This window comes from Vreelandella mediterranea (genome assembly GCF_970647075.1).
The window spans coordinates 2,191,845-2,217,052 of sequence record NZ_OZ310198.1 but is presented as its reverse complement, the minus strand read 5'-3'; the positions used below and the strand labels follow the sequence as shown (position 1 = coordinate 2,217,052).

Below are 25,208 nucleotides of genomic sequence, written 5' to 3'. Positions count from 1 at the left end.
AAATGGCAACAAGTAATAAACGGTATCTGCACCATCGTTCACCGCTGCACTTCATTCCCCAGCAGCAACTCGTTCCAACCGAACGCCCCGGCGAGTGGCAGGCTACGGGCGCAGAAGCGCAGTTCAAACTCGAAGGCCAGCTCCCCTGGGCGGGCTGGAACATGCTCGAGATCGCCTGCGACCGGGATATCAGCGGCATCGTCGCCACACTGACCATCGAAACCGTCCGGCGCTCGATCACGGTCGATTTTCCACTGCGGATGGGTAAAACCACCAAGAGGCTGGTGTTCGTTCCCTGGGGCGTGAAGAAGATCACGCTCAGGCCATCCCATGTGGCGTGTACGTTCTCCTACAGCCATTTTCGGTTTGTTTGGCTGACCCCCACGTTTGCTTATAATCGGCTTTTGCAGCGCCTGGTGAGTACCCACCAGCATTACCGCGACCTAACGACTGACGAAGTACTGGTCAGCCTCAAACAGCAGGCTCGCAAACAGAGCCGCAAATGGCAGACGCTAGCGCGGGAGGATTACGACAGCACCTTCATTAGCATGTCGACCCGGCGCCACTATCAGCAGTGGATTCAACAGATCGAGCAGCGCCGCGCGCCGGATGAACATGAAGCGGCCGCCTATAAAGATTTTGCCTGTAGCGTCGTTATCGCGGTTGCCGGCGAACAAAAGCGCTCGCTCAAGCAGCTCAAACAGTGGCTATATCCCACGCTTGCCAGCGTTGCGGAACAATCGCTTTCGCCACGCCAAGCGCTTTTACTGCTTTCGCCGCGTCAGCACCAACGCCTGGCGGCCTGGTTGAGCGAATGGCAGCAAGAGCTTGCCTTTTTAGAGGTTGTTGAAACGCCGTCGTCCTCGATTGCCGAGCAGCGAAGCGAAGCCCTGGACCATACAGCAGGCGATTGGGTGTATTTTCTGCGCCCAGGCGACCGCCTGGCGGACAACGCGCTTTACCACGCCGCGCGCATTTCGGCGGATAACCCCGCCGCCCAGGTGCTGGTCGCCGATGAGGACAGCCTGGACGAGCAGGGCGTGCGCAATTCGCCGCAGTTTAAGCCGGAATACAACGCCGATTTTCTATACGCCATGCCCTATATGGGCCGCGGGGTGTGTTATCAGCGCGGGATATTGAACCCCTTGGGTTTAGAGGCTGGCGGCGAGCACGCCCAAGACCCGGACTGGCTCGATTATGCCCAGCTTTTGAGCATTACCCGGCAACCAGCGTTTACGCCGGCGTGGTTTGCCCACGTGCCCCACATTGCTTACCACGGCGCGCAAAGTGGTGCTGAAACCAGTTTTGTATCCCTGCTGCAGCACCATTTTAAAGCGCTGGGGGCTAATACCCGCGTAAGTGAAGGGTTACTGCCCGGCACCCAGCGTGTGCAGTGGCCCATGCCGGAACCGGAACCGCTCGTGAGTTTGCTGGTGCCCACCCGCGACGGCGTGCATATTCTGCGCCCCTGTGTGGATGCTCTTCTGGAGCGCACCGACTACACCCATTTCGAGCTGCTGATTCTGGATAACCAAAGTAGCTGTAAGGAAACGCTTGCGTATCTAAAGGATGTAGAAGCGCGGGACTCACGGGTGAGGGTGATCCACTACAACCACCCGTTCAACTACTCTTCGATCAACAACTTCGGTGCCGCCCAGGCCAAGGGCAGCATTATCGGGTTGATCAATAACGACGTCGAGCCGACCGAGGGCACGTGGCTGACCGAAATGGTCGAGCAGGTTTCGCGTCCGGACATCGGCTGTGTGGGCGCCAAGCTCTATTATCCCAATAATACCGTGCAGCATGGCGGTGTCATCTTGGGCCTGGGCGGTATGGCCGGCCACTCGCACCGGTTCTTTCAGCGCGATGACGACGGCTATATGGGCCGCCTGAAGGTCACGCAAAACCTCTCCGCCGTAACGGCTGCCTGTTTGCTGCTGCGTAAATCAGTGTTCGATGAGGTGAGCGGCTTGAACGAGGCGGACCTGGCCGTGGCCTATAACGATGTGGATCTCTGTATCAAGGTGCGCGAAGCGGGCTACCGGAATCTCTGGACCCCTTACGCGGCGCTTTATCACCATGAATCGATTTCCCGCGGGCAAGACAACACCCCCGAAAAACGCGCACGCTGGCTGCGTGAATTCGCCTATATGCGTAAAGCCTGGGGCGAGCTGCTGGACAGCGACCCCGCCTATAACCCCAACCTGACCCTGGTGCACGAGGATTTCTCGCTGCGTTGATGTTGGGTGAGTGGTGAGTGGTGAATGGTGAATGGTGAATGGTGAATTGTACCCGCGTGTGCCACGCGACATACGTAACGGCAGCGTTGATCATCCGCAACACCTTCATCTAAAGGAGCCTTTGTGAGCGGCCAGCATTGGACGGTATTGAGCGATGGGGCGCGGCCGACGGAGGATATTTATTTACTCGCCTCGGCGGCGCCACTGCTTGAAGCGCAGGGGTATCGCGTTCAGCGGGTGCTTGCTTCGCGTACCTCCGTATCGGCCTGGTGGCGGCAATGGCGCTTGCGTGAGCATTTGCGTGACCACCACTTGGTGATTTGCCGTTCGCTATCGCCGAGCTGGCTTGCGTGGCTGGAGCGCCATCGTGATCGGTTCGGCTCGATCATTTACCTCATCGACGACGACCTGCCAGCTGCTGCACGCGACACGGCGCTGCCCAGCGCATACCGCGAACGCATGGCGCGCATTGCCGCGCTTCAGCCCCGCCTGTTTGCTCTGTCCGATACCGTTGTGGCCTGCAGCGAACAGCTGGCCCAGCGGCTACGCGCTTTGCATAAAAACGTTCGGGTACTCACACCGGCTTTGCTGGCGCCGCTGCCTTCACGCCATCATTTCGAGAAAGGCCCGAGTAGTGAAAGCCCGTGGCAATTGGGCTTTCACGGCACCCGCGCCCACCTGCCGGATCTTGAACATATCGCCCCGGCGCTCAGCGCTTTGCAAACCCACCGCGATGACACCCGCCTGGAAATCATGCTGGGTGAATACACGCCCCCCGCACTGGCAACGCTTCCCCGGGTAGACACACCCACACCGCTTGGCTGGCCGGCATTTCAGGCCTACCAGCGCCGCCAGCGCATACACATCGGGCTGGCGCCGCTATGGGATACCCCCTTCAACGGGGGTAAATCCTTCATCAAGTTTCTGGATATCGCCGCCATGGGCGCAGTAGGCGTGTACTCCAACCGCTACCCCTACACCGAGGTCGTACGCCACGGCGAAAACGGCCTGTTGGCAAACGACGACCCCAAGCAGTGGCAAGCCGCCATCACCCAACTGCTGGAAAATCCCCAAGCCACCGCCCAAATGGCCACCCAGGCCGCCCAGGACGCCCAACGCATCGGCAACCCTGAACATACCGCCGAATTTTGGATGAATATATAGCCAACCTCGAATTGCCGCCGGCTTTTGTAGGAGCCCAATTCCATTGGGCGATGGAAGGCTCTAGCCTTCCCAGGCCGCGGTGCCCGCATAAACAGATCGCTGGCTGAAGCCTGCTCCTACGGTGCAGGTGGCGAACCCGGATCGCCGCTGGCTTTTGTAGGAGCCCAATTCATTGGTGGTCCGACACTTCGGCGATGGAAGGCGCCAGCCTTCCCTGGGCCGCGGTGCCCGCATAAAGAAATCGCTGGCTAAAGCCTGCTCCTACGGTGCAGGTAGTGAACCCGGATCGTCGTCGGCTTTTGTAGGAGCCCAATTCCATTGGGCGATGGAAGGCGCCAGCCTTCCTTGGCCGCGGTGCCCGCATAAAGAAATCGCTGGCTAAAGCCTGCTCCTACGGTGCGGGTAGTGAACCCGGATCGTCGTCGGCTCTTGTAGGAGCCCAATTCCATTGGGCGATGGAAGGCGCCAGCCTTCCCTGGCCGCGGTGCCCGCATAAAGAAATCGCTGGCTAAAGCCTGCTCCTACGGTGCGGGTGGCGAACCCGGATCGCCTGCGGGTTTTGTAGGAGCCCAATTCCATTGGGCGATGGAAGGCGCCAGCCTTCCTTGGGCCACGATACCCGCATAAAGAGATCGCTGACGAAGACCTACGCGTAAGCGTTTAGAGTTTTGCGGGAGGTTTGTAGTAGTATCTTCTCTATGGGATCGTCATTATTTTTTGCAAAGGAGGTGCATGTGGAAGCCCTTTTAAACGCGTTTTATGAACAAACCCCCAACGCCGAGGCAGCCGCCGAGCGCGTGGCGTTTGGTACCTCGGGCCACCGTGGCCGCGCCACGGATCGCACCTTCAACGCTGCGCATATTTGGGCGATTACCCAGGCCGTGGTGGACTACCGGGTGGATGCGGGCTACCAGGGGCCGCTGTTTTTAGGGCTGGATACCCACGCGCTGTCGCGCCCGGCCTGGGAGTGCGTGCTTCAGGTATTGGCGGCGAATAACGTGACGGTGAATATCGAAAAGGACCGGGGTTATACCGCCACGCCCCTGGTCAGCCACGCCATCCTGCAACACAACGCCAACAAAAATGCGCTCCGGGCAGATGGCCTGATCATCACGCCGTCCCACAACCCGCCGGAAGATGGCGGCATCAAGTACAACCCCTACCACGGTGGCCCGGCAGACACCGAGGCGACCGGCTGGATCGAAGCGCGCGCCAACGACTACCTCACCCGTATCGATGATGTGCCCAGGGTAGCGCTCGAACAGGCGCTGGAACACGCCACCGAGTTCGACTTCACTGGTCTTTATGTCGAAAACCTGCCCCAGGTCGTGGATATCGAGGCGATCGAAAAGGCGGGGCTGACCCTGGGCGCCGACCCCATGGGCGGTACCGCCTTGCCGGTATGGCAGGCCATTTTGATGCGCTACGCGGTCAATGTCGAAGTGGTCAATACCACCGTCGACCCCGCCTTCGGCTTCATGCCGGCGGACCACGACGGCAAAACCCGCATGGACTGCTCAAGCCCCGCGGCCATGGCCAACCTGCTGGAAATCAAAGACCGCTTCGATATCGCCTTCGGCAACGACCCGGACGCCGACCGCCACGGCATCGTGGATGCAGGCGGGTTGATGAACCCCAACCACTTTTTAGCGGTATGCGTGGATTATCTGCTGAGCTACCGCCCCCAGTGGCCAAGCAGCGGGGCGGGCGCACTCAAGATCGGCAAGACCCTGGTATCGTCCTCGATGATCGACCGCGTGGTGGCCTCCCACGGGCGTGAGCTTTATGAAGTGCCGGTCGGCTTTAAGTGGTTCGTAGAAGGGCTGCACGAAGGGTATTTGGGCTTTGGCGGTGAAGAGAGCGCCGGGGCAAGCCTGCTCACCCGCGATGGCAACGCCTGGTCCACGGACAAGGATGGCATTGCGCTGTGCCTGCTGGCAGCCGAGATCATGGCGGTCACCGGCAAAACACCCAGCGCGTACTACCAGGAACTCACCGAGCGTTTGGGCACGCCCAGCTACAAGCGAGTCGACACCGCCTGTCGCCCGGAGGAAAAAGCCGCGTTTAAAAAACTGAGCGCCGACAGTGTTACCGTAGATACCCTGGCCGGGGATGCCATTACGGCGGTGCTCGTTAACGCGCCGGGCAACGGTGCCAGTATTGGCGGGATCAAGGTCGTGACCGAAAACGGCTGGTTCGCTGCACGACCCAGCGGCACCGAGTCGCTTTACAAGGTCTACGCCGAAAGCTTCAAGGGCCCCGAGCATCTGGATGAGCTGATTCGCAGCGCCCAGCAGCTTCTGGCCGGGGTGCTGGCGCAATAAGCCGTTAGCGCTCAGCTTGAGAGGCTGGATAGCCTCTCAAATGTTGTAAAATTGCCAATATGGCTTACGCTGTTGGCAACTTACACGCCGTATCATTCACTGAGGCGTTGTGTGCCAGGATGGCGCTTATAAAGCTAATTTAGGGGCTTATCGACACATAACGCGTTTTAACGTGAGCGGGTACGGAAAAATTTCGAGCTGCCCCGACCCGGCAGTACGCTTATAGCTTTGTAATATATAGCGTTGGTGGCTGGATCAACCAAAGTGGCTCGAAAATTGCTGGTAACAAGATGAATGAATCATCTTCGAAAGACTCAAGGACGACACAATGAATGTATCCACGCTCTCGACTGCCCGGCGTGTCTACACGCCGCTCAATGCCTTGAAGACGCATGCCGAGCAGATTCAGACGAAATCCCTCACCGATTTGCTCGCCGGCGACAGCGACGTTGCCCTGCGTCGGAGCAAGGCTCTGCAATTTTCGCTGGGGTCGCTCCATATCGATTTCAGCAAGCAGCGTGTTAGCGAACAAACGCTTACCCTGTTGATGGATTGGGTGCGCAGCTGCCGGCTGGAAGAAAAGCGCCAGGCCCTGTTTGCGGGCAGCCATGTCAACGTTTCCGAGGGGCGCCCGGCGCTGCACATGGCGGCGCGCTGGCCAAGTGATGCCGATGCCCCGGAGGGCATGGAAGAGGCGGTCGCGTTTTGCCAAACCCAGCGGCAAAAGCTCTCGGATATGGTCGAGCGATTGCACGCGCGCCAGTGGTTTGGCGCCACGGGCCAGTCGGTGACCGATGTGGTGCATATTGGCGTGGGTGGCTCCGATTTGGGGCCAAAGCTCATTAGCGAGACCCTGGGGGCCTGCCCCAGCGAACAGCACGTCAGTGTACACTACGTTTCCAGCATGGATGGTAGCCAGCTTCTACCGTTAATGGAGCGCCTCAACCCGGAAACCACGCTGCTGGTGCTGGCCTCTAAGTCTTTCACGACCGCCGATACCCGCTTCAATGTGAACACCGCTTTGAGCTGGCTTAGCGAGGCGCTCGAGATCGACGTGGCAACGCTTTGCCGCTATCAGCTGGTGGGTGTGTCGACCCGCGCGGATAAAATGAGCGAGTTTGGTATTCCCGAGGCGCACCAGCTCCACTTCAAGGAGTGGATCGGTGGGCGTTTTTCGCTCTGGTCGCCCATCGGGGTCAGCGTGGCCATGCAGTTGGGAATGGCGTCTTTCGAGCGGTTGCTGGAAGGGGCCCACGCGGTCGATCAGCATTTCCTCGAAACGCCATTGGAAGAGAACATGCCGGTTTTAATGGCCGCGATAGGTGCGTGGAACTCGCAGTTTCTCGAGATTCCAACCCACGCCGTGCTGCCCTACGATGCCCGTATGGCCAGCGTGCCCGCTTACCTGCAGCAACTGGAGATGGAGTCCAACGGTAAAAGCGTCGGGCTTGATCGCAAACTGGTGCCGCACCCCACGTGCCCCATCATTTGGGGCGATGTAGGGCCCAATGCGCAACACGCCTTTTACCAATTGCTGCACCAGGGAAGCCATACGGTGAGCGCCGATTTTATCGCTGTCGCGACCCGCGAATGTAATGCCACGGGTGCGCTGGCCGGTGCTTTGCGTGCTCAGGAGCATCTGACGCTCGCCAACTGTTTGGCGCAGTCTCAACTGTTTGCGCTGGGTGATGACGCCATTCCGGCGGTTTCTCGCGGGCAAATGGCCATGGGGTATCGCGGTAATCAGCCCAATAGCGTTATTTTGATGCAGTCTTTGAATGCCTGGAGCATCGGCGCCTTGATCGCGCTTTACGAACACAAGGTGTACGTCCAGTCGGTACTGTGGAACGTCAACCCGTTCGACCAGCCCGGTGTAGAGCTTGGCAAGAAGCTGGCCGAAAGCTTTTATCAGGCCCTTGAAGAGCAGCCGGTCGATACGCCCACCGTGCAGGACCCCAGTACGCGGGCATTACTTGAAAAAATACAGGCGTGGCGGCAGTGATCGCGCTTGAACCTACGAAACGCTTTAACGAAAAGGATGATTAGATGACTCAGGTCCGTAAAGCCATTATTCCTGTCGCGGGATTTGGGACGCGCCTTCTGCCGATCAGCAAGGCGATTCCCAAGGAGATGGTGCCGGTGGTCGACCGCCCGTTGATCCAGCACGTGGTCGAAGAGGCGCTGGCCGCGGGCATCAATGAAATTATTCTGGTCACCCGTACGGGGAAATCCGCCATTGAAGACCACTTCGATGCGCACTACGAGCTCGAAGACTCGCTGGCCAAAAAAGGCAAAGATGCGCTGCTGGAAACGCTTTCGGCGATCGCTCCGCCCAAATTGAAAGTCACCAGCGTGCGCCAGGCCAATGCCAAAGGCCTTGGTCACGCCATTCACTGCGCGGCTCATTTGCTGGACGACAACGAGCCCTTCGCCGTGATCCTGCCGGACGTACTGGTCAAGCCCCAGGTCGGTAGTGATACCTGCGATCTGGGCCGCATGGTAGAGCGTTGGGATGCCAACCAGGCGTCGCAAATCATGGTGGAAGCGGTGCCTCAGGAAGAGGTGTATCGCTACGGTATCGTCGACTGCGACGAGCCAAACGCCGGTGAAAGCGCTGATATGCGCGGCGTAGTCGAAAAGCCCAAGCCGGAAGAGGCCCCCTCGCGGCTGTCTGTCATCGGCCGGTACGTGCTGCCTTATCGCATCATGGAGCTTCTCGAAGACCAGGCGCCGGGCGCCGGCGACGAAATCCAGCTTACCGATGCCATCGACCGTCTCATGAAGGAAGGCCAAACCGTACAGGCGTTTCGCATGCACGGACGCACCTTCGACTGTGGCCACATCGAAGGCTGGCTACAAGCCAACAACACCCTGGCCCGCGAAGCCGGATTCGATATTTAATCGCCGCTGGCCAGTATTCGCTCATAAAAAAGGCTCCCGAGGGAGCCTTTTTCGTCTGGTTTAACGTTGTCGGGAAGATGAAGGGTTTTCCAGGCAGTCGTGGCGCCCCAAACAAATCGCTGGCTAAAGCCTGCTCCTACGGTGCAGGTGGCGAACCCGGATCGCCGCTGGCTTTTGTAGGAGCCCAATTCATTGGGCGATGGAAGGCGCCAGCCTTCCTTGGGCCACGGTGCCACCTTAAAGAGATCGCTGGCTGAAGCCTGCTCCTACGGTGCAGGGGTTAACTGTAGGAGCCCGATTTATTGGTGGTCCGGCATACCGGCGATGGCGCCGATAGGCGCCTCTGCAAAACCTCCTCTTTCGCTTGAAGCGCCTTTCTTTAAACCCTACCTAACCATCAACATTAAACCGGCAATACCGCACCATCCGCGCGGGGTTCGGTGCCGCCTTGCAGCACGCCACTTGCCGCGTCACGCACAATCACCTGGCCGCGGCCGAAGGTGATGCCGCTGGTGCTCTTGACGATGTGGTGGCCCCTACGCTCAAGGGCTTGAATGAGGTGGTCCGGAAAGCCGGGTTCGACCTCGACGGTTTTGCCTTCTACCCATTTCCAGCGGGGCAGGTCCAGCGCGGCCTGGGGGTTCAAGTGATCCTCCAGCAGGCTGGCAACGACCTGAACGTGGCCCTGGGGCTGCATGTAGCCGCCCATTACCCCAAAGGGCCCCACGGCCTGGTGATCCTTGGTGATGAAACCCGGGATGATGGTGTGGTAGGTACGTTTGCCCGGGCGCAATACGTTGGCGTGGTCTTCCTGCAACGAGAACTGCCAGCCACGGTTTTGCAGGCTGATGCCCGTACCCGGCACCACGATACCCGAGCCAAAGCCATCGAAGTTGCTTTGAATGAACGACACCATGTTGCCTTCGTCATCCGCCGTGGAAAGATAAACGGTGCCGCCCAGCAAGGGGTTGCCGTGGGTGGGGTCCAACGCCTCGGTGCCGATCAGCGACCCGCGCTGCTTGAGATACGCCGGCGATAGCATTTGTTCGACGCTGGGCGTCATGTCGGCGGGCTCGGTGATGTAGCGAAGCCCGTCCACGTAGCCAAGCTTGGTGGCCTCGATACGCCGGTGAATGGATTCGACCAGATCACGCGGCTCGTCGCCCAGCGCTTCGAGAATACCCAGCGCCTGTAGGGCAATCAGGCCGCTGCCGTTGGGCGGAATCTCCCAGATATCGTGGCCGCGATAGCGCACACTAATGGGGTCGACCCACTCCGGCGTGAACGCGGCCAGGTCTTCTTTGCGCAAGAACCCGCCGTGCTGGCGCGAGAAAGCGTCCATGGCCTCGGCCAGCTCGCCTTTGTAGAATGCCTCGGCCCGGGTCTCGCCGATGGCGCGCAGGGTTTTGGCCATCTCCGGTGAGCGCCATACCTCGCCTGGGCGTGGTGCGCGGCCCTCGGGGGCGAAGTGATCGAACCAGGGAGCGAATTCCTGGCCCTCGTACTGGCGGTAGCGCTTGAACGCTTGCTCCCAGAGCTGGCTGGCGGTAGGCAGCACCGCGTAGCCATTCTCGGCAAGTTCGATGGCCGGCGCGATGAGTGCGGCGAAATCGAGCTTACCAAAACGCTCGGAAAGCGCCGCCCAGGCACCGGGCGCGCCGGGTACGGTGACCGGCACCAGCCCATGGGCGGGCATGGTGTCATGGCCCAGCGCCTTGACGGCCTCACACGAAATACCCTCCGGGGCGCGGCCGCTGGCGTTCAAACCGTGCAGCTCGCCATCGACCCACACCAGCGCGAAGGCGTCGCTACCGATACCGTTGGAGGTCGGCTCGACCACGGTCAGCGCCGCGGCGGTGGCGATGGCGGCGTCGATCGCGTTACCGCCGTCGCGCAGAATGTTGGCGCCCACCTGGGCGGCCAGCGTTTGCGAGGTGGCTACCATACCGCGTTTGCCAAAGGTGACCGTTCGGCGGGAGGCGGCGGGGTAGTAGTGAGGGTCGAGCTTCATGGTAATTCCTTGCGCTTGGGGAAGGTGCGGGCTCAATGATCGTTTGTGATATAAAAAATCGATTATTTTTAAGGCATTTGACTATAGGCGAAGCGCAAAAGCGGCGTCAATAGTCGTCAGGCGCCGTCGAGGTTTACCCTTGGCCGCGGGGTGTGTCTTAATACCGGCTCTGAAAGTGTGCAGAGGAAGCGGCGATGAAAGCATTAGGGCGATATCTGGTATGGGGAGGTGAGGTCTTCACCGGGGCCAAGTCCTTCAAGGCCAACCCGTTACTGGGTAGCCATCGGCTCAACCGTTGGGGGCTCCACAAGAGCCGTGTTCGGTTGGCCTATTGGATCTCGCGGCTGCGCATGGCCATGTTCGCCCCCGGGGTGCCCAAGGCGGACCGCGAGCAGTTCAACGAGTACGGCTACGTGCTCAAGGAGAACTATCTTTCGGAGGCGCACTTCCAGGCGCTGGTAGCGGCCATTGCCCGCTTCGACGGCGAAATTCGCGAGTGCTGCCAGGGCGATGCACGCACCCACCGTATCCTGCTCACGCCGGAAGTACTCGACGCGGTACCGGAAGTGAAAGCGGTGCTGGATGACCCGTCGCTCAAGCGGCTGTTTCGCTACTGCAGCGGTCACGCCCGCCTGCCGATCTGCCACATCGAGAACGTGCTCAACGACCCGGCGGAGGCCGGGGTGAGACGCGATCCGCAGAAGAACCTGCATATCGATACCTTCCAGCCGACCATGAAGTTCTGGCTTTATCTGGAAGAGGTCAGCGAGGCGAACGGCCCCTTCATTTACGTACCTGGCTCCAACCGCCCGCACCGTGACCGCTTGAAGTGGGAGCACGACATGAGCTTGAAGGCCAGCCGCCACGCGGATCACTACACCGCCAGCGGCTCGTTTCGGGTTAGCGCCGAAGATGCTGCGCGCCTGGGCAAGGAGGGGCCCCGGGCTTTCTGCGTGAAAGCCAATACGCTGCTGATCGCCAACACCTTCGGCATCCACGCCCGGGGTGACGCCGCGCCGGGCAGCTCGCGCCTGGCGCTTTGGGGTATGAGCCGTACCAATCCATTTGTGCCGCTACCCGGCATCGGCATCGGCGCGATCAACCGTTTGCAGTACCGCGTGTTGCAGCGTATGCGAGTGCGCGACGACGAGAAGGCCGCCGCCCGTGGCGTTCCTTCCTCCTGGCACCGCATCGAGCAGACCCGCATCATCGAGGAGCGCCCGAAGGCGCCGTAGAATTCGGCCAGGCGTTGCCGCTAACGCGTAAAACCGAAAATGCCCGCTCGAGAGCGTAATGCCGATCAGTTAAGCTTGGCTATCACCTGTGGGACAGAGCTTTAGCTCGCGAAGGGTGGCTTGGCCAGGGCGCCTGACGGCGCCATTCGCCGAATTGTCGGACCACCGCTGAAGCGGGCTCCACAACAACGAAATCTTGCATCCATCCCTTGTAGGAGCAGGCTTCAGCCAGCGATGCAGCGCAACGCGCTGCTACAATAGATTTACCGCTCGTTGTGGGTAGGCAAAAGCCTTAACTGATCGGCATTACGCTCGAGAGCGGGCATTTTTGATGGGCTTTGCAACAAAGCGAGGGGTGCCCGGGACGACTACCGAGATGCACTTTCCTCGAGTCTGCTGCGCTGCTCGGCCAGCCGGCGTTGGCGCCGGTAGCCGTAGATACTGTAGATCACCGACAGGTGTGCGGGGCGCGCTGGCAGGTCGTTAGCGCGACTTCTCGAGGCTTGTGACATCGAGCTCGAGATGCTGGGGGCGGTGAAGTACGTTGAGTAGCACGATGGCGCGCTCTTCGCCCTTGGCGTGTTTGAAGACCGCCTCCAGGTGTTTGAACGGGCCGTCGCAGATGGTGACTTTCTCACCCGCCGTAAAGGTCACGTGGCTGCCTTCTACCCGATGGGGCTGGGCATAAAAGTTTTGCACCAGGGCGTCCGGCACGGCCACCGGCGTATTGCCGAAGGTCAAGAGCTTGAGCACGCCGCGGGTCGAGCGGATCGGCCGCCAGTTGCTGGCGATCTGATCCAGGCGGATAAACAGGTAGTAGGGAAAGAGCGGCTCGGTCACGGTGACGAGCTTGCCCTGGCGCTTGCGCTTGATTTCCAAAACCGGGTGAAACACCTCGAACGCCTGGTTGGCCAAGTGTTCGGCGGCGCGAAACGACTCGCCGCCCTTGCATTGAATCACGTACCACTGGGCGCTCTCGGCGCTTTTGGATTCGCTTTGCATGGTGTCGCTCAAACGTTTTGCGCAAGCAGCGCAGCTAACGCATCGAGGGTTTGGTCGATCTGCGCTTGGGTATGTTCGCAGGAGAGGAAAAACCGCAGCCGGGCGCTTTTTTCCGGTACCGCCGGGTAAAGAATCGGCTGAACGTTGATCGCCTGCTCGAACAGCGCGTGGGAAAGCATGGCCGCCTTGGGCGAGCTTCCTACTATGATCGGCACGACCGCCGAGCCGATACTGTGGCCGGTATCCATACCCAGCGCCTGGGCGCGGGTCAGGAAGTAGCGGGCGTTCTCCTGAAGCCTGGCGACGCGCTCCGGCTCTTGGGCCATTAGCTCGAGTACCTTGATCGACGGCGCGGCCACTTGGGCGGGCATGCCCACGCTGTAAAGAAAGCCCGGCGCGAAGTAGCGCAGCATTTCGACCAGTGCCTTGGAGCCTGCGATATAGCCGCCGCACCCGGAAAGGGTCTTGCTCATGGTGCCCATCCAGATGTCGACCTCGGTGGGGTCGATCGCGAAGTGCTCGCGAAGCCCAAGGCCGGTGTCGCCCATCACGCCGAACGAGTGGGCTTCGTCCACCATCAGCCAGACCTGATAACGCTTTTTCAGCTCGATAAAGCGCGGCAGGTCCGGGATGTCGCCATCCATGCTGTAGAGGCCTTCGATCACCACGATCACGCGCTCGAACTGCCCGCGTTGACGTTCGAGCAGCGCTTCCAGAGCATCCGGGTCGTTGTGGTTGAACCACATCCGCTTGGCGCCGGAGAGCTGGGCGCCCACCAGAGAGCTATTGTGGATGTACTCGTCGTGAAGCACTAAATCCTTGGGCCCCAGCAGGTAGCCCAGGGTGGAGACGTTGGTGGCGTGGCCGCTAACGAAGGCGACCGCGTCTTCCACGGCGTAGGTGCGCGCAATGGCCGCTTCGAGCTCGCCATGAATGGGACGCTCGCCGGACACCACGCGGCTGGCCGACACCGACGTGCCGTAATGAGCGGCGGCATCCGCGGCGGCTTGAATCACCCGCGCATCGCCGGAGTAGCCCAAGTAGTTATAGCTTGCGAAGTTGATGCACTCGCGCCCGTCGATCACGCTGGTGGCGCCGGCCTGGCCTTCGTGCACCTTGAAAAACGGGTCCACCAGGCCCAGTTGCTTGGCGGCGTCGCGCATCATGGTGAGCTGCTGGGCGCCCGGGTGGTCCTCGAAGCGCGTAAAGCGCTCGGGCACGGGCTGGCCTTTCGTTTGCGCCGCGGGCTCGCTGCTGGCAGCCGGCCCGCGGGTGCTGGGTCGGCTGCGCGCCTTTTCCAGCAGCTGTCGTTTTAAATCGGAACGCTTGGCGGTCATGGTGTCTCGGTAGTAGAGGGTGTCGCGGGCGCTTTTAGCTCGTCGGCGCCGTGGCGAGCGGCCAGAGAGGCTATCGCATCCTGTGGCGACTCTTCAACATCCTCATCCCCATGGTGGAGCTTTTTGATCAGCACCCCCGCGAGCTTGTTGAGCGTCGAAGCTTCACTAAGCACCATTACCGGCACCTGTACGCCCAGGCGGTTCTCGATGGCGGTCATCAGCTCCACGCCCATCAGCGAGTCGAAGCCCATGTCGTACACCGAGCGGTCGACGTCGATCTTCTCCTCCTCGATCAGCAAAATGCTGGCGAGTTCCGCACGTAAAAGCTCGGTGACCGTTTGCTGAAGCTCTTCCGGGGAAAGGTCCGCCAGTAGCGCACTGATATCGTCGTCGCTGTCCGCGCTGGTGTCGTCGTCGCTTTGGCGGGCAAGCTCGTCAAAGCGCGGCGCAGCGGCGGTGGGCAGAAAGCGCGCCAGCGCCCCCCACTCGAGCTCCAGCACGCCCAGGCTTGCGCCGGGGGTGATCAGCATCTGCTCCAACACGTTGAGTGCATCCGCCGAGCGCAGGGCCGAACCACCCAGGCGCTCTTGCAGGGCGTCGCGGGTGCGGGTATTGCGGGCAAGGAAGCCGACGTCTTCGATGGCGCCCCAGCGTACGCAGGTCGCCGCCAGGCCTTTTTGGCGGCGGTGTTCGGCGAACGCCTCCATCCAGTGGTTGGCTGCCACGTAGTTGGCCTGGCCGGGGTTGCCGAACAGGGTCGTGGCCGACGAATAGAGGATGAAGAAATCCAGCGTGTCGTTTTGAGTGAGCGCGTCCAGATGGCGGGCGCCCTCGATCTTGGGTGCCAGCACGCTCTGGATGCGCTCGGCGTCCAGGTTGCGGATCAGGCCATCGTCGATCACCGTGGCGGCGTGGACGATACCGCGCAGCGGGTGAAGCTCGCCCCGGGCGCGTTCGAGCACGTTCTCAAGCGCGGCGCGGTCGGTAATATCGCAGGCCGCGGCCAGCACCTTGACGCCTTGCGCCTCGAGTTCCTCGACCGCCTGTCGAGCGGCATCGGTACGGGTGCCGCTGCGGTTTAATAGAATCAACTGGCGCGCGCCCTTGCTCACCAGCCACTGGGCGGTTTTAAGGCCAAAGCCGCCAAGCCCACCGGTCACCAGGTAGCTGGCATCGGCGGGCAGGCTGAGCGTGTCCTGGCCCAGGGTGTTGCGCTCGGGGGCGGCGATGGGCGCGTCATAGGTGACGACCACTTTGCCGATCTGGCGGGCCTGCTGCATGTAGCGGAAGGCGTCGACCACCTGGCTGTGGGTGAAGGCGGTAAACGGCAGCGGGCTCAGGGTGCCATCGTTGAATAGCGCCATCATCTCGGTGAACAAGCGCTGGGTCAGGGCGGGCTGCACCTTCATGAGCTGGTCGGAGTCGATGCCGAAGTAGCTCAGGTTGTTACGAAACGGACGCAGGCCGATCTGGGTGTTTTCGTAGAAATCGCGCTTGCCCAGTTCCAAAAAGCGGCCGAACGGGCGCAGCGCGCGCAGGTTCTGGTTGATCGCTTCGCCGGCCAGCGAGTTCAGCACGATATCCACGCCTTCCCCCTGGGTGTCGCGCAGAATCTCTTCGGCGAAGGTGAGCGAGCGCGAATCGTAAAGATGCTCGACGTTCATCAGACGCAGAAAGTCGCGCTTCTCTTCCGAGCCGACGGTGGCGTAGATCTCTGCCCCCATCCACTGGGCGATTTGCAGCGCGGCGATGCCCACGCCGCCCGCGGCGCCGTGGATCAGCACTTTTTCACCGGGTTCCAGCCGCGCCAGATGCTTGAGCGCGTAGTACACGGTAAAGAAAGTGGTGGGGATCGTCGCTGCCGCGGCGAAGCTTACCCCGTCGGGCAGCGGGGCGATGGCGTGCTGGCCTGCAATCAGCTTGTCGCTGAAGCTAGCCGGGCCAAAGCCGACCAAGGCCTGGCCGGGGGTGACGTTTTGTACGTTGTCGCCCACCGCGATGACCTCGCCGGAGAACTCGAGGCCAAGCGTTGGCCCTGCAAAGCCGTTCTCGATCGCTTCATCGGATAAAAGGCCGAGGGTGTACATCACATCGCGGAAGTTGAGCCCGGTGGCCTTGACGCGTACTTCGACGTCATCAGCGCCCAGTGCCGGTAGCGCCCGGGGGCGCCACTGAAGCTGGCGCAACTGGCCGGGTAGCGCAAAGCCAAGCGTCATTGCCTGGTGCGGCGCGCCGGTATCCGGCCCCGGTGCGTGGGGCGCGGCCTGGGTGCGCAGGCGCGTTGCGAAGCGCGCGCCGTCGGCGTGCAGCACCAGCTCGTTTTCGTCGTCCGGTGTGGCAAGGGTTTGGGCAAGAGTGGCCAGGGCTGCGTCGCCTAGCGGGTCGGGTAGTTCGACCAGCGTGACCGCATGGCCCACGGCTTCGTTGGCAAGCGAGCGGCCAAAGCCCCAAAGCGCGGCGTCGAAAGAGCCCGCCGGCCCCTGGGCGTTGAAACCGTGGGTTGCTAGCCAAAGCGTGGGCGGGCAGCCCTGGCTTTCAAGACCGCTGCCTTCCAGCGCCAGCGACCACTGCTGCGCGCGGGTGCAGCGCGCGGTTTGGCCGGGCGTGGTGGTAGCGCCCAACCCGTGAAGGTCGATGATATTGACCGGGCCCGGGGCACTCGCGGCGTGTTCGAGCAGGCCTTCGCCTGCGCTTTGCAAAATGCGCGCAGGTTCGTCGCCGCTTTCGACCAACCAGGTTTGACCCGGCGGTAGCGTTTCCTGCAGGCGCTCGCCCAGGGGGCGAGTGGCGGCGTCCGTCACGATGATATGACGCGTGACCACGGGGCTTGCCGCCGCCGGCGTGCCGCTCGCCCGGCCGTGAAGCATGTAGGCGCCGCCGCCGTCCTCTTCCAACGCAATGGCCGGCGATAGCTCGAAGCCCTGGGCGCTCAGCCACTCGACCAGGTGCGCTTGCTCGACCGGCGCGGCGTTCAAACCAGGCGTTGCCAGCACGTCATCCAGCCAGCGGCTGGGGTTGACGCCAACGACCAACAGCTGGGCGTCGGGGGCGAGCCGCTCGGGCAGCGCTTCGATCAGCGCGCGGGTGCGCTCGGCGCTGGTCACATCCACGCTGATGAAAGCGAACTGGGCTTTCTGGGCTGGCGTAAGGGCGGCGCCGTTGTCGCTAAGCGCCGCCACGTCGATCAGCGGGAAACGTTCCTGGAGCTGCAGCGCCTGGTGTTTGGCGGTGTCCGTGGTGGTCAGCGCGCGGTAGGCGTAGCGGCCGTTGTCCGCCGTGTTTAACAGCAGCGGCTCGAGCAGGCGCTGGCCAAGTGCCGGCGCGCAGGGGCCCGCTTCCAGCAGGTTCAGGCGCTGACCATTGGGCAGCGCCAATAGCGCTTCGCTCACCAGTGCCTCGAGGCTCTCGGCCAGAACGTTCCAGCCGCTTTCGCCGATCAGCACGCGGTTGAGCTCGCTAAGCTGTTCCTGGGTGATATTGAGCGAGGCCGCGTCTTCTTGGCCGCTGGCCAGCGCTTCGCGGTGAAGGCCTCGCCGGCCGACCAGATGAATCGGGGCGAAGTAATCCGGGTAGTCCTGAACCAGTAGCTGCCAAATCGCCTCGGCCGGCGGGGTGTCGCTGCTCGCTTCTGGCGTTTGGGCAAACGCCTCGCTCAGGCTGTCCAGCAGCGGGGCGATCTCGGCGGCGTAGCGTTGGCCGGTGGCCTCACCGTAACGCTCGCCAAGCGCGGCCAGGGTGGCCAGCGCCTGCTCGGGAAGCGCCTGCGCCGAGGCGTTCAGCGGGGCAGGGGTGAGCGCGACATCGATATAGCTTAGCTCGTGATGGCGGGCGCGGTTCAGGCGAATCGCCTTGAAGCGGGTTTCGCTGAGTACGGCGACCGCGCGGCCGCGGGCATCGTATAGCTCGAAATCCGCCGTGAACGAGTGGGGCGCACGCTTACCCATGACCGCCCGGGCGAGCACCGGCGCACCGGCTTCCAGGTCGACCTGAATACGGCCGACCCGCACCGGTACGAAGGCGAGCCCTTCGGCAAAGCCCTGATGGCTTGCCAGCAGCGGGATGAACATCTGGAAGGCGCTGTCCAGAATGCCCGGGTGCAGGTGTAGCGAAGCGCGCTGAGCGTCGGTGTCGGCGTCCAGCTCGATTTCGCCGATGACCGTATCGTCATCCAACCAGCCGCGCTTGATGGCCTGAAACGCCTCGCCATAGTGCAGCCCGATGGCGTCGGCCAGTTCGAGGTGGTCGTCTAGCGTGTAGTCCGGCGCACGCTTTGGAAGCGCGGGGGCGGTGCGGTCCAGCAAAAAGCCGCGGCTTTCGCGCATGGTGCGCGCGACGGCGTTGAGCTGCCATTCGCTCTCGGCGGCGGGTTCGCGGGAGTGAATGGCGATTTGGCCGCTGTCCGGGTCCAGGTGCAGGCGCGCGGTGCGCCCGTTAGCGCCATCCAGCAGCAGCGGCGCGCGGATCTCGAGCTCCTCGACATCCAGTAGCGCCGTCTCTTTTTGCGAGGCGTTGGCCGCCAGCGCCAGTTCGATAAAGCCCGCGCCCGGGAAAACTGCGCCTTCGCCGACCACGTGGCCGGCAAGCCAGGGCGTGCGTTGGGTATCCAGCTGGCTCTCCCAGGTGTTGGCCTGTTGGGCCAGCCGGTAGCCCAGCAGCGGGTGCTCGTAGTAACGCGCCAGCAACCCCTGGCCGTCGCCTGTACCGGGCACCCAGTAGCGGGTGCGCTGCCAGGCGTAGCGGGGCAGGTCGACGCGCTGGCCTTCGACCGGGAAAAAGCCCTGGGTATCGAAGGCAAGGCCGCTGAGCAGTAGCTGGCCCAGGCTTTTGGTCAGGACCTCGACGCCATTTTTGTGGCGCTCGAGGGTACCGGCCACCAGCCCTTGGGTATCGAGATTGCGAAGCGTCTCGCTTAGGTAGCGGCGCAGGATAGGGTGCGCCCCGACCTCGACGAAGATGTTGTAGCCTTGTTCGATAAGCGTCGCTGCGGCGCGCTCGAAAAGCACCGGCTCGCGAATGTTGAGCCACCAGTAGTGGGCGTCGAGGGCGCTTCCTTCGCTGAGGGCGCCGGTCACGGTCGAGTAGTAGGGGATCGACGTTTCGCCCGGGGTAATGTCGCTGAGCGCATCGATCACCCCCGCCTGGATGCTGTCCATGGCGGGGCTGTGGAAGGCGTAGTCGAGCGGCAGGCGCTTGGCGAAGATATCCTGGCCCACCAACTGTGCTTCGAGCGCTTGTAGCTGCCCGGCATCGCCGGCCAGGGTGATCCCCTTGGGGCTATTCACCCCGGCCAGGCTAATGCGGTCGAACGCCGGCATTTCAAGCCAAGGGGCAATGTCCTCGGCGCTGGTCGCCACGGCGGTCATTTCGCCAAGGCCCCGGGTCATGCCCTGGTAGTGGCTGCGGTAGTAGATGACCTTGACGGCGTCTTCCAGACTCAAGGCGCCCGCCGCCCAGGCAGCGGCGACTTCGCCCACGCTGTGGCCAAACACCGCTGCCGGCGTCACACCCCGGGCCTTGAGCCACTGGGTGAGCGCTACCTGTAGCGCGAACAGCGCAGGCTGAGCGATTTCCGTGCGATCCAGGCGGTTTTCCCCGGCGTTGTCGCTCTCACCGTTAAGACCTGCCAGCTCATCGCGTAGGGAGAAGCCCCCCAGCTTTACGAACAGCGCATCGACCTCGTCAATGGCTGCACTGAATGTGGGTTCGTCCAGCAGGTTCTTGCCCATGGTTTCCCATTGGCAGCCGTTACCGTCATACACGAACACCGGGCCCTGGGGGGCGTCGAGTTTATCGAGTTTGACGACGTGCTTGGTGTCACCGTCGGCCAGTTCCTTGAGCGCGCTGATGGCTTCAGCCGTGGTTTGGGCAAAGCATAGCCCGCCCACGCGGTGGTGCTCGCGGTGGTGGAAAAGCGTATGGGCAATATCGTAAAAGCCTTGCTCGCTTTGCTCCAAATAGGTGACGAGATTAGCCGCGTTGGCGGCCAGGGCGTCTTCGCTGCGCCCGCTAACGCGAATGGGCAGGGCCACGTTTGCGGTATGGGCGGGCGGCACCTGTTTTTCCGGCGCGCTCTCCAAAATGACGTGAGCGTTGGCGCCACCAAAGCCGAAGGAGTTGATGCCGATCACCAGGCGGCCTTCGGCCTTGAGCGGCTGCGCCTTGGTGACGACGCTGATATTCCACTCGTCGAATTTGATATTGGGGTTGAGTTTGCGAATGCCGATCGTCGCGGGCACTTCCCGGTATTTGAGGCTGTAAAGCGCTTTGGCAAGCCCGGCTACACCAGACGCGGTTTCCAGGTGGCCCAGGTTGCTTTTGACCGAACCGATGGGCAGCGGCGTTTGGCGGTGCTGGCCAAGCGCCTCGCCAATGGCGCGGGTTTCGATGGGGTCGCCCACCGAGGTGCCGGTACCGTGAGCCTCAAGATAGTCGATTTCATCCGGCGTGATGCCTGCCTGCTCGTAGGCGCGGCGCATCAGCGCAACTTGCGCGTCCGGGTTAGGAACCGTAATGCCCGATTTATAGCCGTCGGTATTGACCGCCGAGCCTGCTACTACGGCCAAAATATTGTCGCCATCGGCGACGGCCAAATCGTAATCTTTTAAAAAGAACAGCCCGGCGCCTTCCGAGCGCACGTAGCCGTTGCCGGCTTCGTCGAATACCTGGCAGCGGCCGGTCGGCGAGAGCATGCTCGCCTTGGAGAAAATGATGAACCCATAGGGGTGCAGGTGCAGGCTAATGCCGCCGGCCAGCGCCATGGTAGTCTCGCCGCTTTTGATCGACTGGCAGGCCTGGTGAAAGGCGACCATGGACGATGAGCAGGCGGTGTCCAGCGACATGCTCGGACCGTGGAAATCGAATACGTAGGAGAGCCGGTTCGAGGCGATGCTCGAGGTATTACCGGTCGCCGTGGAGGCGTCGATCGCCGCCATGTCGTCGGCTAAGCGGTAGGAGTAGTCGAGACTCGCCACGCCCAGAAACACGCCGCATTCGCTGCCGCGCAGGTCAGCCGGCTTCATACCGGCGTTTTCGATGGTCTCCCAGGCAAGCTCCAACAGCATGCGCTGTTGCGGGTCCATGTTGGCGGCTTCCCGCGGGGAAATACCAAAAAACTCTGCATCGAAGCCGCTGATGTCGCCAAGGCTACCGGCGGCAAAAGACACGCTGGTACCGGGGTGGCGTTTGTCCGGGTGCCAGAAAGCGTCGTGGCTCCACCGGTCCGGCGCCACTTGGGTCACCAGGTCTTTTTCGGCTTGCAGATTTTGCCAGAACGTTTCAGGGGTGGTGCCGGGGAAACGATGGGCGGCGCCGATAATGGCAACGCGTTTAGTCATTCTTGCTCCTGCGGTTCTGGATCTGCCTTGATCTGTTCGCTATGTCTATCGTGCCCAAACGCCCGCTCATACAAGGCGATACCCAATTCCTGCGCCTTCAAGGGGGTGGTGTTGGTGGCCACGTGGTCCTGGCGTTTCGTTGACCATATCATGTAAGGCGTCTCTCCCGTAGGGGCGCCGTAGTGTGCGTAGGCCTCGGGCAAAATGGGCACGTGGTCGCCGTAAAAACCCAAAAGCCCTGGGCGTTGGGTCACGCTCAGCGCTGCTTTTATCTGCTCGAGCATTGCGTCCGCCTCACCCAAATGCTTGAGGTAGACGGCCAGGTCTTTCAAGTGCCTGGCAGGGGGCCAGCTGGCACCCGGAAGCACCGTGCTCATCCGTGTTTGTTCCGGCGCTTCCAAGTGCAGCGGGCCATGATTTTCCATGGTAATGACGAATACAAAGAGCGGCCTATTATCGTCATCTTCAAGCAGACGTCCAACCTTTCGTGCAACCGCGCGGTCACTCATGTATTGGCCGAATTTATCTTCAGCGGCAAAATCGTTGATATCGATGAACGAATCGAAGCCAAGTTTGGGGAAAACCTGGTCGCGCTTATAGAAAGAGCCAAGATAAGGGTGAACGCACACCGTGCGGTAGCCCTTGGCCTTGAACGCCGACGCAAGGCTAGGGAGCCCCTGGCGGGCCAGCGTATGGTAGGGGTTGAACTGGCGCGCGCCCCAGGCGCTGGCCGGCAGGCCGGTCAGCACGCCGCATTCGGTGCGCACGGTATTGGCCCCCCAGGCCGGCACACTCAACGTGCCTTTTTGTAGCGCCTGGGACCAGGTGGCATCGAAGTGGCTAAGTGTTTGGGGGGCGACATCGGCGCACCAGGGCCGAGGGTCGAAAAACGATTCGCTTTGCACCAGCACTACGTGAGGGTGTGGCTCGTCCGGCTTGGCCGGTGGCGCGGTTTTATAAGCATGAGCATCGAAAGGGGCGTTGTCAGCGGTCGGTGCTTTCGAGCGAAAAAGCGCCACGCCGTATGCCCAAAGGCTTGCGAAAAGCCCTAAACGACACATATCCGCGGCGGGCTGAAACGTGACCGGCGGGCACTTTTTCAACCCCGTTACGACCAGCCCAGCCCCGGCCAGCAACAATAACGCCAACTGAACGAGTGCCTGGCCGGCGCTCCAGCGGCTTAAAAGCGTTGGCTCGAAATATAAAAAGGCGCCGATCGCCAGCGCCCCGGCCGTGCTTGCCGCAATGGCCAGCCCAATACCGAAAAACGGTACGTAGAGGCGCGGGTGCAAAATCGCATCCCAGAAGTATTCGAAATCGTGGCAGATGAACGGCTCTTTCAGGGTGTGCGATTTGGTGTTGCTGGACTGCACCACGACCAGGGTTAGCGACAGCGCCAGCACCACCGCAAACCAGGGGCGCTGAAACACCAGGCTGAAAAGGCCAAAAAGCACGCACCAGCTACCGATATGCACGGCGTTAACGCCAAGGCCACGCTGGGTAAACGGCGCGGGGCGCGGGCGCAGGCAGGCCTCCATCACGTAGCTGGCGACCAGGCCCAGCAAGAAGGGCGCCCAGAGTGCTTGGGTAAGGCTTTGCATCATGGCGCCTCCAGGTGATCGAACCCCAGGCGCTTGATGAGCCACTGGGAAACGCCGGCGGGCAGCACGGCCAGCCACCAGGTGCCGAAATTGAGCGGAAACGGAAAGCTGACCCGGGCGCGGTTGGCGTCGATGCCGCGCTTGATGACCCGCGCGGCACGCTCCGGCGGCCACTCGAAGGGCTTGGGCCCCGGCATGGCGTTGCACATGGGCGAGGTAACGTAGCCTGGCATGACCACGGTAACCCCGATATTGAACGGCGCAAGTAGGCCCCGGAGCCCTTCGCCGTAGGCCTTGATACCCGCTTTGCTGGCGCTGTAACTGGGTGTTGATGGCAGGCCGTGCCAGCCGGCCAGGGAGCTGATCAGTACCAGTTGGCCCTTACGGCGCGCCTTCATGGAGGGCACCAGGTGCTGGGTCATGCTGATCGGCGTTTTCAGGTTCACATCCAAAAGCGCCTGAACGTCTTGCCAGGCCTCGAGCTCACCCGGCCCCTGGGGGTGGGTGTTTTTACCCGCGCAGGCGATCATGACATCGGGTACTTGCTCGGCGCACACGCCTTGTAGCCAGCCGGCCAGGGCGCTTTCGTCGGTGATATCGACGCTCGAGCACGTCACCCGAGCCCCGGCCGCCTCACATTCCTGGGCCAGTGCATCGAGCGCCTGGCTATTGCGGCCGTGAATCACCAGGTGCCAGCCCGCACGGGCGTAAAGCCTGGCCAGTGCGCCGCCAATGGCGCCGGTGGCGCCGGTAATCAAAACGCACTGCGTGGCTGGCGCGGCGCTTTGGTTATCGCCGGGGGTGGTGGGCGGTAGAGTGTCGCTCAAAGCAGCTTCTCCAAAGGCGAGGGGCTGGCCTCTAGTATACGGGCGGTATTGCCGACCGCTAAATCGATCCCCGTTGGACAGTAAAAGCCGCCGTTGACCTGGGTAGTGTGCATCACGGTGGCACGAAAATAGCCGAACAGCGCGCTATTGGGCGCCGCCGGCGCGTGCCAGAACTCGTCCAACGGCCCGCCGCTGGTAAGCCCTGTCAGGTTGTAGATCGGGTCGCTCAGCGCAAAAGTAGGGCAGGCGTTTTCAAGCGCCACGATCCCCACGGTGCTGTTGACCGTGACCGTACCCGCGGCGTGCTTGAGTAGCGCCTCCAGGTCGCCGGACTCCAGGTAGACGATGCGCCCCTGCAAACCGTAAAACCGCGCCAGGCGCTCGACGGTTTTGGCGTGGCTAATCAGGCGCATATCCAGCGGGTGGTTTTTGATGCATAAACGCGCGTTGGCCGGGGCGTGCTGGGCAAACGAGCCCAACACGTGATCCATCACCTCGGCCATGTCGGCGTAGGGGGAGTGATCACGGATCTGGGCGTCGGTATCGAGCTGTAGCGGGAGCAAAAAGAACGGGGCGCTTCCTTCGATCAGCGCTTTGATGCGTGCGTTGTCGCGTTTTTTCCACTGCTTTAAAAGCGTAAAGCGCTTGATATAGCCGGCGTACTCTTTCGGTGCGGTAATGCTCGAATGGTTACGGTAGTGCGGCGCCACCAGCGGGTTGGCAAGCCCGGCCAGGTGGTAGGCGACATCGTGGCGGGCGCGCATCTTGAACGAGGACTTAAAGCGCACCGGCTTTGGCGGCGTTGGCAGCGCCTTGCCGGTTTCAAAAAACCAGTTCGGGTCCCGGGGCAGCAGCGAGTGGCCGTTGACCCCTTCGCGCTCCAGGGTGATCCAGAAAGGGCGAAAGTAACCCTCTTCCAGCACGTGGGTGCGAATACCCGCAGCCGGGGCGTTGTCGATGGCGGCGCGGTGAACGGGGCGGCGGTCGCCGAATAAAAGCTGGTCGGTGATCGCGTAGCGCTGCCAAAGCATTTGCAGAAAGCCTGGCAGTTCATCGAGCTTACCGCGGAAAAGGTGGCTTTCGCCCAGCGACCGGCTCCAGTAGGCGATATCACCGGCGTTGAAGTGTACCTTCACCACCCGGTGCCCATCGCGGATTAGCTGGCTTGCCAAACGCTGATAAAAGGGCGAGCAAACGCCTTGCAGAAATAAGAATGCGCGCTTTTGTATCAA

At 61.9% G+C, this 25,208-nt stretch carries 13 protein-coding genes; 6 read left to right on the top strand and 7 right to left on the bottom strand.

Annotation, left to right across the window (positions count from 1 at the left end):
• Window positions 1-2: 2 nt before the first annotated feature.
• The 5 genes from ACWFVE_RS10320 (at window position 3) to ACWFVE_RS10300 (ending at window position 8,629) form a co-directional block, all read left to right on the top strand.
• Window positions 3-2,240 carry a glycosyltransferase family 2 protein gene (locus ACWFVE_RS10320; RefSeq protein ID WP_447529184.1) on the top strand — a complete coding sequence of 746 codons (2,238 nt, stop codon included), beginning with the start codon at window positions 3-5 and terminating at the stop codon, window positions 2,238-2,240.
• A gap of 123 nt (window positions 2,241-2,363) precedes the next feature.
• A complete protein-coding gene (locus ACWFVE_RS10315) occupies window positions 2,364-3,404 on the top strand; it encodes a glycosyltransferase family 1 protein (RefSeq protein WP_447529183.1) in 1,041 nt (346 codons plus the stop codon).
• Between the two features lie 698 nt (window positions 3,405-4,102).
• Window positions 4,103-5,728 carry a phosphoglucomutase (alpha-D-glucose-1,6-bisphosphate-dependent) gene (gene pgm / locus ACWFVE_RS10310; protein ID WP_447529182.1) on the top strand — a complete coding sequence of 542 codons (1,626 nt, stop codon included), beginning with the start codon at window positions 4,103-4,105 and terminating at the stop codon, window positions 5,726-5,728.
• Between the two features lie 328 nt (window positions 5,729-6,056).
• Window positions 6,057-7,730, top strand: a complete 1,674-nt coding sequence (pgi, locus tag ACWFVE_RS10305) for a glucose-6-phosphate isomerase (protein ID WP_447529181.1) — start codon at window positions 6,057-6,059, stop codon at window positions 7,728-7,730.
• A 44-nt stretch (window positions 7,731-7,774) separates the two neighbouring features.
• Complete coding sequence (locus ACWFVE_RS10300; protein ID WP_447529180.1) at window positions 7,775-8,629, top strand: UTP--glucose-1-phosphate uridylyltransferase; 855 nt, start codon at window positions 7,775-7,777, stop codon at window positions 8,627-8,629.
• Window positions 8,630-9,032: 403 nt separating this feature from the next.
• Here the strand turns inward: ACWFVE_RS10300 and ACWFVE_RS10295 are convergent, their stop codons facing one another.
• Entirely contained in the window at window positions 9,033-10,640 is a 1,608-nt protein-coding gene (locus tag ACWFVE_RS10295) for a gamma-glutamyltransferase family protein (RefSeq protein WP_447529179.1), read from the bottom strand.
• Window positions 10,641-10,834: 194 nt separating this feature from the next.
• Here ACWFVE_RS10295 and ACWFVE_RS10290 point away from each other — a divergent pair, with 194 nt between their 5' ends.
• Window positions 10,835-11,875 (top strand): phytanoyl-CoA dioxygenase family protein, encoded by a 1,041-nt coding sequence (locus tag ACWFVE_RS10290; protein ID WP_447529178.1) that lies wholly within the window; start codon window positions 10,835-10,837, stop codon window positions 11,873-11,875.
• A gap of 483 nt (window positions 11,876-12,358) precedes the next feature.
• Here ACWFVE_RS10290 and rfaH read toward each other — a convergent pair whose 3' ends face one another.
• From rfaH to ACWFVE_RS10260, 6 genes are read right to left on the bottom strand one after another with little or no spacing between them, the layout of a single operon-like run.
• Window positions 12,359-12,877, bottom strand: coding sequence for a transcription/translation regulatory transformer protein RfaH (gene rfaH, locus ACWFVE_RS10285; RefSeq protein ID WP_447529177.1), 519 nt, complete (start codon window positions 12,875-12,877; stop codon window positions 12,359-12,361).
• Window positions 12,878-12,885: 8 nt separating this feature from the next.
• Window positions 12,886-14,214: an aminotransferase class I/II-fold pyridoxal phosphate-dependent enzyme gene (locus tag ACWFVE_RS10280; RefSeq protein ID WP_447529176.1), complete on the bottom strand. Its 1,329-nt coding sequence runs from the start codon at window positions 14,212-14,214 to the stop codon at window positions 12,886-12,888.
• Window positions 14,211-21,548 (bottom strand): type I polyketide synthase, encoded by a 7,338-nt coding sequence (locus tag ACWFVE_RS10275; protein ID WP_447529175.1) that lies wholly within the window; start codon window positions 21,546-21,548, stop codon window positions 14,211-14,213. Before ACWFVE_RS10275 ends, ACWFVE_RS10280 begins: the two co-directional genes overlap by 4 nt.
• On the bottom strand, window positions 21,545-23,152 hold the full coding sequence (locus tag ACWFVE_RS10270) for an LTA synthase family protein (RefSeq protein WP_447529174.1): 1,608 nt from the start codon (window positions 23,150-23,152) through the stop codon (window positions 21,545-21,547). The genes ACWFVE_RS10275 and ACWFVE_RS10270 overlap by 4 nt, the downstream gene beginning before the upstream one ends.
• On the bottom strand, window positions 23,149-23,976 hold the full coding sequence (locus ACWFVE_RS10265) for an SDR family NAD(P)-dependent oxidoreductase (protein WP_447529173.1): 828 nt from the start codon (window positions 23,974-23,976) through the stop codon (window positions 23,149-23,151). Before ACWFVE_RS10265 ends, ACWFVE_RS10270 begins: the two co-directional genes overlap by 4 nt.
• A complete protein-coding gene (locus ACWFVE_RS10260; RefSeq protein ID WP_447529172.1) occupies window positions 23,973-25,208 on the bottom strand; it encodes a capsule biosynthesis protein in 1,236 nt (411 codons plus the stop codon). Before ACWFVE_RS10260 ends, ACWFVE_RS10265 begins: the two co-directional genes overlap by 4 nt.

Coding starts and splice junctions, on each gene's coding strand:
- ACWFVE_RS10320 (WP_447529184.1), top strand. CDS start 3: ATGGCAACAAGTAATAAACGGTATCTGCACCATCGTTCACCGCTGCAC.
- pgm (WP_447529182.1), top strand. CDS start 4,103: ATGGGATCGTCATTATTTTTTGCAAAGGAGGTGCATGTGGAAGCCCTT.
- pgi (WP_447529181.1), top strand. CDS start 6,057: ATGAATGTATCCACGCTCTCGACTGCCCGGCGTGTCTACACGCCGCTC.
- ACWFVE_RS10300 (WP_447529180.1), top strand. CDS start 7,775: ATGACTCAGGTCCGTAAAGCCATTATTCCTGTCGCGGGATTTGGGACG.
- ACWFVE_RS10295 (WP_447529179.1), bottom strand. CDS start 10,640: ATGAAGCTCGACCCTCACTACTACCCCGCCGCCTCCCGCCGAACGGTC.
- ACWFVE_RS10290 (WP_447529178.1), top strand. CDS start 10,835: ATGAAAGCATTAGGGCGATATCTGGTATGGGGAGGTGAGGTCTTCACC.
- rfaH (WP_447529177.1), bottom strand. CDS start 12,877: ATGCAAAGCGAATCCAAAAGCGCCGAGAGCGCCCAGTGGTACGTGATT.
- ACWFVE_RS10280 (WP_447529176.1), bottom strand. CDS start 14,214: ATGACCGCCAAGCGTTCCGATTTAAAACGACAGCTGCTGGAAAAGGCG.
- ACWFVE_RS10275 (WP_447529175.1), bottom strand. CDS start 21,548: ATGACTAAACGCGTTGCCATTATCGGCGCCGCCCATCGTTTCCCCGGC.
- ACWFVE_RS10270 (WP_447529174.1), bottom strand. CDS start 23,152: ATGATGCAAAGCCTTACCCAAGCACTCTGGGCGCCCTTCTTGCTGGGC.